This window comes from Halolamina sp., from assembly GCF_036626355.1.
Taxonomy (GTDB): Archaea; Halobacteriota; Halobacteria; order Halobacteriales; family Haloferacaceae; genus Halolamina.
In genome coordinates, this window is the sequence record NZ_JAZKRY010000002.1 from 63,837 (window position 1) to 71,490 (window position 7,654).

The 7,654-nt window shown below is 63.1% G+C and carries 8 protein-coding genes and 1 tRNA gene; 7 read left to right on the forward strand and 2 right to left on the reverse strand.

The window, feature by feature from the left end:
- Position 1: 1 nt before the first annotated feature.
- Together V5A38_RS00700 and V5A38_RS00705 are read left to right on the forward strand one after the other, a co-directional pair.
- On the forward strand, positions 2-655 hold the full coding sequence (locus V5A38_RS00700) for a TrkA family potassium uptake protein (protein ID WP_332323819.1): 654 nt from the start codon (positions 2-4) through the stop codon (positions 653-655).
- A gap of 299 nt (positions 656-954) precedes the next feature.
- Positions 955-2,757 (forward strand): M28 family peptidase, encoded by a 1,803-nt coding sequence (locus V5A38_RS00705; protein WP_332323820.1) that lies wholly within the window; start codon positions 955-957, stop codon positions 2,755-2,757.
- A 274-nt stretch (positions 2,758-3,031) separates the two neighbouring features.
- On the opposite strand, the gene V5A38_RS00710 is transcribed toward V5A38_RS00705, so the two are convergent.
- A tRNA-Ala gene (locus V5A38_RS00710) sits at positions 3,032-3,103 on the reverse strand.
- Between the two features lie 550 nt (positions 3,104-3,653).
- Here V5A38_RS00710 and V5A38_RS00715 point away from each other — a divergent pair.
- Genes V5A38_RS00715 through V5A38_RS00730 form a run of 4 tightly spaced genes read left to right on the forward strand, consistent with a single transcriptional unit; the run spans position 3,654 to position 6,117 of the window.
- Positions 3,654-4,118, forward strand: a complete 465-nt coding sequence (locus tag V5A38_RS00715; protein WP_332323821.1) for a 30S ribosomal protein S15 — start codon at positions 3,654-3,656, stop codon at positions 4,116-4,118.
- Positions 4,119-5,258 carry an exonuclease RecJ gene (locus V5A38_RS00720; protein ID WP_332323822.1) on the forward strand — a complete coding sequence of 380 codons (1,140 nt, stop codon included), beginning with the start codon at positions 4,119-4,121 and terminating at the stop codon, positions 5,256-5,258.
- Positions 5,255-5,497 carry a KEOPS complex subunit Pcc1 gene (locus tag V5A38_RS00725; protein WP_332323823.1) on the forward strand — a complete coding sequence of 81 codons (243 nt, stop codon included), beginning with the start codon at positions 5,255-5,257 and terminating at the stop codon, positions 5,495-5,497. Before V5A38_RS00720 ends, V5A38_RS00725 begins: the two co-directional genes overlap by 4 nt.
- Positions 5,494-6,117, forward strand: coding sequence for a 30S ribosomal protein S3ae (locus tag V5A38_RS00730; RefSeq protein ID WP_332323824.1), 624 nt, complete (start codon positions 5,494-5,496; stop codon positions 6,115-6,117). The genes V5A38_RS00725 and V5A38_RS00730 overlap by 4 nt, the downstream gene beginning before the upstream one ends.
- A gap of 257 nt (positions 6,118-6,374) precedes the next feature.
- On the opposite strand, the gene V5A38_RS00735 is transcribed toward V5A38_RS00730, so the two are convergent.
- Positions 6,375-6,794 carry a plastocyanin/azurin family copper-binding protein gene (locus V5A38_RS00735; RefSeq protein ID WP_332323825.1) on the reverse strand — a complete coding sequence of 140 codons (420 nt, stop codon included), beginning with the start codon at positions 6,792-6,794 and terminating at the stop codon, positions 6,375-6,377.
- Between the two features lie 105 nt (positions 6,795-6,899).
- Here V5A38_RS00735 and V5A38_RS00740 point away from each other — a divergent pair, with 105 nt between their 5' ends.
- A complete protein-coding gene (locus V5A38_RS00740) occupies positions 6,900-7,604 on the forward strand; it encodes a protein sorting system archaetidylserine synthase (protein WP_332323826.1) in 705 nt (234 codons plus the stop codon).
- Positions 7,605-7,654 lie beyond the last annotated feature (50 nt).

A 7,654-nucleotide genomic window follows, 5' to 3' on the forward strand; every position in this document is an offset into this window, starting at 1 on the left:
AATGACCAGTGACCTCGACATCGTCATCGCGGGCGGCGGGCGCGTCGGCTTCCAGACAGCCGAGATACTTGCCAACCGTGATCACAACGTGACGATCATCGAACGTGACGAACGAATCGTCTCGGAAATCGCCGACGAATGGATCGCGACGGTTATCCAGGGCGATGCGACCAATCCTGACATCATCGAACAGGCTGGTATCAAGCGAGCCGACGCGATCGCGGCTCTCACCGGTGAAACCGGGCTGAACCTCGCGGTCTGCCTGGCTGCCGCAGAGTTGTCTCCCGAAATCCGAACGGTGGCGCGTATCGAGCGCTCGACCGGCGAAGCCTACACCCGGTTTGTCGACGCAGTACTCTTCCCTGAACGTGCTGGTGCGCGCGTGGCCGCGAACGAAATCGTCGGCAGCGACGTCCAGACGCTGGCTGACGTGACCGGCAATCTCGACATCATGCTCGTTCGTGTCGCGGAAGGAGCCCCGGCCGCCGGAAAGCAACTGACCGACGTGCGCTTTCCCGCGGGGACACTGATCGTTTCCGACGATGAGGGCCAGCGGATCGCCCGCCCGGATACGACGCTGACCCCCGGCAACCGCTACGTCGTCGCCGTCGAACCGGACGTTGCCAACGAAGTGATGAATTTGATGCGGGGCTGAAACCCTCAGTCTCAACCATACCCCGAGGTCGGTACGTACAGACGAGGATTTCACCGCGAACAAGCGAGGCGAGAGAGCGGGCCAAGGAGGCCCGGAAGGGGCCGACGCAGGTCTGTCGCCAGAAATAACTCTTCGTAGACCTGGCGATGGCTCGTCCATGTCACCTTCCAACACAAGGAAAAGCGTTGATCGAATCTCGAACCGATGCTCGATAGTAGGTCAGGTTCGGAACTGCTACCAGTTTCATACCGATTTCCGTTACCTAAACGATTATTAGGTCTCAAAGCAGAGCAGGATTCATGTCGTCCAACAATTATGAACTGTACGAACTGGACGAACCGAACCTGACGGGTCTCGAGCGCGATCTTTTCGAGTCTATCTCGAGAGAAGAGCCGTGGGCGCTCGTAAAGGAGTTCTCGGACCTCGTTCGTGAGTCCGGATCAGCAGACGAACGACGTGCAGCCAGCTATCTCACCGAGAGACTGGCCGACCTCGACGTTCCCTACGAGAGGTACGATCCGGAACTGTGGTTGAGCCACCCGAGAGACGCGTCACTCACCATAGAATCTCCCACAACCGAATCGATCAACGAGGTCAAGACCGTCGCTTTCTCGGGGAACGGGGAAGTAACAGGCCCGGTGGTTCAAATCGATCCGCCGGACGCTTCGGATGCCGGCGGTATTCTTACCGCACAGCTGTCGGGGATCAAAGAAGACCTCGATGATGCGATCGCTCTCGTCGAAGCCGACTATCTCTCGCGAGATATGATTCAAACCCTCGAGGCTGAGGGTGCCAACGCCGTCATCGGCGTACAGGGACATCCACACGAACCACACGAAGGCATCGCCACGCCGGTCTGGGGGGCGGTTCCGAAGCCAGACCGACAGGACCGGATTCCGGATATCGTCGTGGTGAACGTCTCTCGGGCCGCCGGAGATCGACTGTTCGAGCTCTCGGCGGGGGAGGCCGATATCGAAGCGACGGTCTCAGCGAGTGCTCCCCGGGACTGGTACAACTGCCCCCTAATTGTCTCTCGGATTCCCGGTCAGGCAGATCCGGACGATGACGACTTCGTCCTCCTGCACGCACACTTCGATTCTTGGCACTACGGGGTAACGGACAACGCTACGGGTGATGCCGGACTGCTGGAACTCGCGCGAGTGTTCAACGAGTACAGGGATCAATTGAAGCGCGATCTCTGGATTGCGTGGTGGCCTGCCCACTCCACGGGCCGGTACGCGGGCAGCACGTGGTTCACGGACGAGTTCGCCCTCGAACTCGAAGAAAATTGTGTTGCCCACGTCAACATGGACTCTCCGGGCGTGGCGGACGCGACAGAATTCGTCGGGGGAACCCAGTGGATGCCGGAGGCCAACGAACTTTGTCAGTCCGCCATCGCGGACGTCTGTGGGAAAGCTTCTGCGGAGTCCCGAGTCGCCAGAGCGGGCGACTATTCGTTTGACAATATCGGTATCACCGGGATGTTCATGGGCTCGTCGACGATTCCGATGGAACTACGCGAAGAACGAGGGTGGCACGTCGTGAGCGGTTCTGGCGGCCACGCAAGGGCTTGGCACCTCTCGACTGACACCATCGAGAAAGCCGATCCGCAGGTCCTCGTTAGAGACGCTCGGGTGTACGCTACCGTGGTTGCCCGATTGACGAACGAGGAGATTCTTCCCCTCGATCACCGGCATTCCGTCGAAGTTCTACGAAAACACGTGACCGACTACGCGGAGGCGGGCGGTAATCACTTCGACCTCGACCCCGTCCAGACCGCACTGGCGCAACTGGAAAACACAATCGATGAGTTCTACCGGGACGTCGATTCCGGTGCAATCTCGGCTGAGACGGCCAATTCGATCATCAAGCGCCTCTCCCGGGGACTCGTCCGTCTTGATCATACGGAACGCGGACAGTTCGAACAGGATCCGGCGACGAATCGACCACCGTTGACGAAACTGGCACCGGTTTCCGATCTTCCCACGCTACAGGGCGACGAGTACAAATTTCAGCGGACACATCTCAAGCGTGCACGAAACGCCGTCCTCAAAGAGCTGAACCAGTTGCACACGATGGTAGTTGAGCAACTGGACAGCTAACAGCGGCTCTCTGGACACGGAGTCCCGGTGAGGGAAACCCCAGTGGTTCTCGCCACCAACTGCTGTCGAAATAACGCCGTCGATAGGTGGATTCTTGCGTCGGAACGACTCTGAATACGGAGTGTGTAGTGACCGGCTGGTTCCGCAGATTCGACGTGAAATGACGAGGGTCCGCTGCTGGACTCGCGGGGTTCCCGTGAACGACCGACGGAACTGAATGGGAGCTACCGAGTCAACGACTGAGTGACTGAGCGTCGCGAAGGAACGACCGGAGTGGACTCGCGGGGATTTGAACCCCGGGCCTTCCCCGTGCCAGGGGGATGATCTACCACTGATCTACGAGCCCACGATGCCAACAAATCGTTTCGCCGTCGCATTATTAAGGGCTTCGATGCGGTCGCAGACGGCCCGGACGCCAACCATGGTGGGCGGAAGGCGACCCCCTCTACGAAGAACGCTCTCGTAGGTCGCTCGGCGTCTCCGGCGCGTTCGCCCTCCCCAATTTGGGGCGAGCGTTGACCCCCGCCATCACGCCGGTGACTGCACGTCGTGAGCGAACGCCCACTGGTTGACTTGTCTTGCCCGCGACTGGTTCGACCGGCTGTACCTCACCGAGCAAGAGACAGGGACGTTCTGGTGTCCCACTGGACCGATCCGTCTCACCCGAATCGAGACGCTGTTTCTGCTGACTCATAGACCGTGCCACCGACGACACTGCATAATCCCGAGCACCGACCTCGGATGGAAAGCCATTAATTCCCCCGCCGGTCAGTGGAGAGTGGGAACAGCACGGCCGCAAATCTGACTCGCTCGGGTCCGCCGGGCTTCGAGATTGCGGAAGTGTACCGACAGAGCCGTCGGTCTTTTCGCGGTCAGTGCCGTTCCAACTCAAACCAATGGCACGAATGCACACTCGTCGCCGCGGGTCGTCCGGTTCGGACAACCCCGTGGCAGAGGAAGCGCCGGAGTGGAGCGACGTCGACGCCGAGGATGTGGAGTCTCGCGTCGTCGAACTCGCAGAGCAGGGCCACGACCCCAGTCAGATCGGCCTGAAACTGCGCGATGAGGGCGTGAAAGGCACGCCCATCCCGGACGTCAAGCTGGCGACCGGGAAGAAAGTCACCGAGATTCTCGAGGAGAACGGAGCGGAGTCCGAGCTTCCCGAGGATCTCCGGAACCTGATGGAGCGCGCAGTCGGTCTGCGCAAACACATGGAGCGAAATCCGCAGGACGCCCAGAACAAGCGGGCGCTCCAGAACACCGAAGCGAAGATCCGTCGCCTGGTGAACTACTACCAGGGCGACAAGCTCGACGCGGACTTCGAGTACGACTACGAAACCGCCGAAGAGCTGCTTTCGTAGATGTCGAGTGCACGCCCCGCGGTCGAGGACGCCACCGCTGAAACGCTCGCGTCGGCCCCGTTCGTGCGGGTCGTCGCCGCGAGCGACGGCGACAGCCTCGCGGCTGCCGGCATCCTCGCAGGGGCGTGTGAACAGCGCGCGCTGCCGTTCCAGCTCCGCCTCGGCGAGGGGGACGCGACAGAGGACGCCGTCACCGTCGCCGTTGGCCCAGTTGGGGTCGAGGGGGACGTGACGCTTTCCCGACCGGCAAGCCCGGTCGCCTATCGGACCGCCACTGTACTCGACGCCGATCCGGACCCCGTTCTCACCCTCGCGGGCACGCTGGCCGCAGGGGAGGGAGTCGAGTCCGCACCGCATGCACTGGAAGCCGCAGAGAGCGCTGGGCTGATACAGCGCCGTCCCGGTGTCGCGATACCGACCGAGGAGTATTCGGCCGGCCTCGCGGCGTCGACACGGCTCCACGCAGCGTTCTCGGGTGACGAGAGCGCTACCGCAGCGCTCGTCGCTGAACTCCGAGACGGTGAACCCGACGACGAGCACGAGGACGCGACGGCCGACAGCTTCGACCGCCGCTTCGCCTCGCTCGTTGCAATCGAGACCGTTACCGCCGACGGCGCGAGCCCTCGGGCAGCCGACCACGTCGAGCAAGCGCTACACCCGTATGCGACAGCTGACGGGCCGTTCGCCACGCTCGGTGGCTACGCCGACGTACTGGGCGCCGTCGCCCGGACGGCACCAGGCGCCGGCATTCCGCTGGTCTTAGGTTGCGACGACGCCCGCGACGCGGCGCTCGATGCGTGGCGTAGCCACGGGGAGACAGTCCACCGACTGCTTCGGGAGGCCGAGACAGCACGCCACCACGAACTGGTGGTCGTCCGCGTTCCGGGCAGCGACCCCGCTACGCTCCCGGCAGTCGCACGGCTATTCCGTGATTTCCGGTCCCCCGAACCAACCGTCCTCGCCGTCACCGACGGCGCCGCCGCTGCAGCAGGCACGTCGGGCGCCGAAAGTGTGAGCGAGGCCATCACCGCCGCAGCAGCTGCGGTGGGCGGCACAGCTCGAGCCTCGGAGACGACCGGTACAGCGCGTTACGACACCGACACGACAACGTTCACAGATGCGTTCAGGGAGGCGTTATGAGCGAGGCAAGCCACGAAGCAGTAGTTTCCACCACCCACGACGATGCTGCGGTGGTGGCCGCCGCGCTCGCTCCCGACAACACCGATGCGATGACGACGAGCGTCGACGGGGAGACGGTCACGACGACCGTCACCCGCGACAGCACTGGGGGCCTGACCGCCACCGTCGACGACTACGTCGTCAACCTCACCGTCGCCGACGCCGTCGCCGAGACGGCGCGGGACACCCATAACCTATGAGCGAGAAATCATCCACGATTCAGGGGAAACGCTGGTACACTGTGCTCGCGCCCGAGCAGTTCGACCGGGCCGAGCTCGGTGAGACCGTGGCAGAGGAGCCAAACCAGGTCGTCGGCCGCACCATCGAGACCACGCTGGGCGAGATGGAGGGCGACCAGGGACAGAACAACAACAAGCTCACATTCAAGATCAACGACGTGGGGAGCGACGCAGCGTACGCGGAGTTCATCCAGTACGAGCTGACGCGGGATTACCTGCGCTCGCTCGTGCGCCGTGGTGCCTCCAAGATCGCTGCCAACGTCACGCTGTTGACGACGGACGATTACCGTGTCCAGATTCAGCCCGTTGCGCTGACGACGAAGAAGGCGGACCGACCGCAGGAGAAAGCGATCCGCTCGGTGATGGTCGACATCGTCAAGGATGCTGCCAAGGAGCGCAGCTTTGCGGATCTCATCGACAGCGTTGTCGAGGGTCGGATCTCTTCGGCCATCTACGGCGAGGCCAAGACGATCTACCCGCTCCGTCGCGTCGAGGTCCAGAAGCTCTCCCTCGAAGCGCGACCCGCAGAGGTCGCCGCCGAGGAGGAGGCCTCCGTCGACGTCGAAGAAAGCGCTGAATAAGCGCCCTCTTCAGCCAACAGGCGTCTCCGATTTCCGGTGACGTGGCCGATGAGGACGTCGAAGCCGAGTAGTCCGGCATTCACCTACGGGCGATTTCGCCTTTTCGTGCGTTGCTGGTTGATAACGGCTGCGTTCGCGTGCCGTTCAGTATCCGTCAGTGACCGCTAGAGAAACGCGTCCGTCGGCTACTCCTCGACGCCAACGGAGAACGCGTCCGTCGGCTACTCCTCGACGCCAACGGAGAACGCGTCCGTCGGCTACTCCTCGACGACGATGGTGCCGCGCATCCCACCCTGTTCGTGGGGAATACAGAAATACTGGTACGTGCCGGCGGCTTCGAACGTGTGACTGAACCGGTCACCAGCGCCGATACCGCCGCCGAGGCTCTCATTCCACGCCCGGCGGGCCACCTCCTCGCTTTCGTAGCCGCCGCTGGCGAAGAACTCGGCCTCGTTCGGGATGCCCTTCTCGTAGGCGGTGACAGTGTGGGTTCGGGAGCTCGTGTTCTCCCAGACCAGTTCTTCGCCGACACTCACCGTGATTTCGACGGGGTTGAACGACGCCGGGGACATCCCGACATCGTGGTTCTCGTCCTCGTCAGGCGTCAGCCCGAGACAGCCGCCGAGAGCGAGCGCAGCGGTGGCACCTGCAGCGACGAGATAACGTCGGCGCTCCATAGCATAACTTGGCGGTCGAGCGCTAAAGGCGGCGTGATTTGTCGCCGCGGGCGTCCGGTATCGCGGATGTAAACACGTAAACCGCCCCCGACAGTGAGAGCGGATATGCGCTCGCGGTTTCTCGACCGGCTCGGACTCGCCGACACCGTCACCATCGCCAACGCAGCCCTCGGCTTTCTGGCGACAGTGGCGGCGACGGCGGATATCGACCTCGCCGCCCGGCTCGTCCTGCTCGGCGCTATCGCCGACGGCCTCGACGGCGTCGTCGCCCGGCGGTACGGCGGGACCGAGGCCGGCCCCTATCTCGACTCGCTCGCGGACGTGGCGACCTTCGGTGTCGCCCCTGCCGTCGTCGTCGCGGCCACCAGCCTGGAGGTCTGGGGCTCACCCGCTTCACTCCTCTCGGGGCTCTCCACCGACGCGCTGCTCGCGCTCGCAGGCGTACTCGTGCCTTCGCTCTACGTCGCGGCGGCGGTTGCCCGACTCGGCCTCTACACGGCCTACGAAAGCGGCAACGACGTGACGGTCGGCGTGCCGACGACGCTCGCGGCCACGCTGTTTGCGGCAACCGTACTCACGGGCTTCCACGGCGCGGTGTTCCTCCTGGTCCTGGCGACGATACTGACGCCGCTGATGGTGTCCGATATCGTTTATCCGGACCTCTACGCACGGGACGCACTCATCATGGGTGTCGTGCAGGCTGGCGCAATTTTACTCCCCGGCGTCTATGGCAGCGCCTTCGCGTTCGGCCTCCTCTACGTCGCGCTGGCGTATCTGTTTCTGGGGCCGACGTTCTACTGGCGGGACTGATAGTGATTACGGCGAGTCTGTCCCGCCGTGACCATCCGTGTCGGTGATGG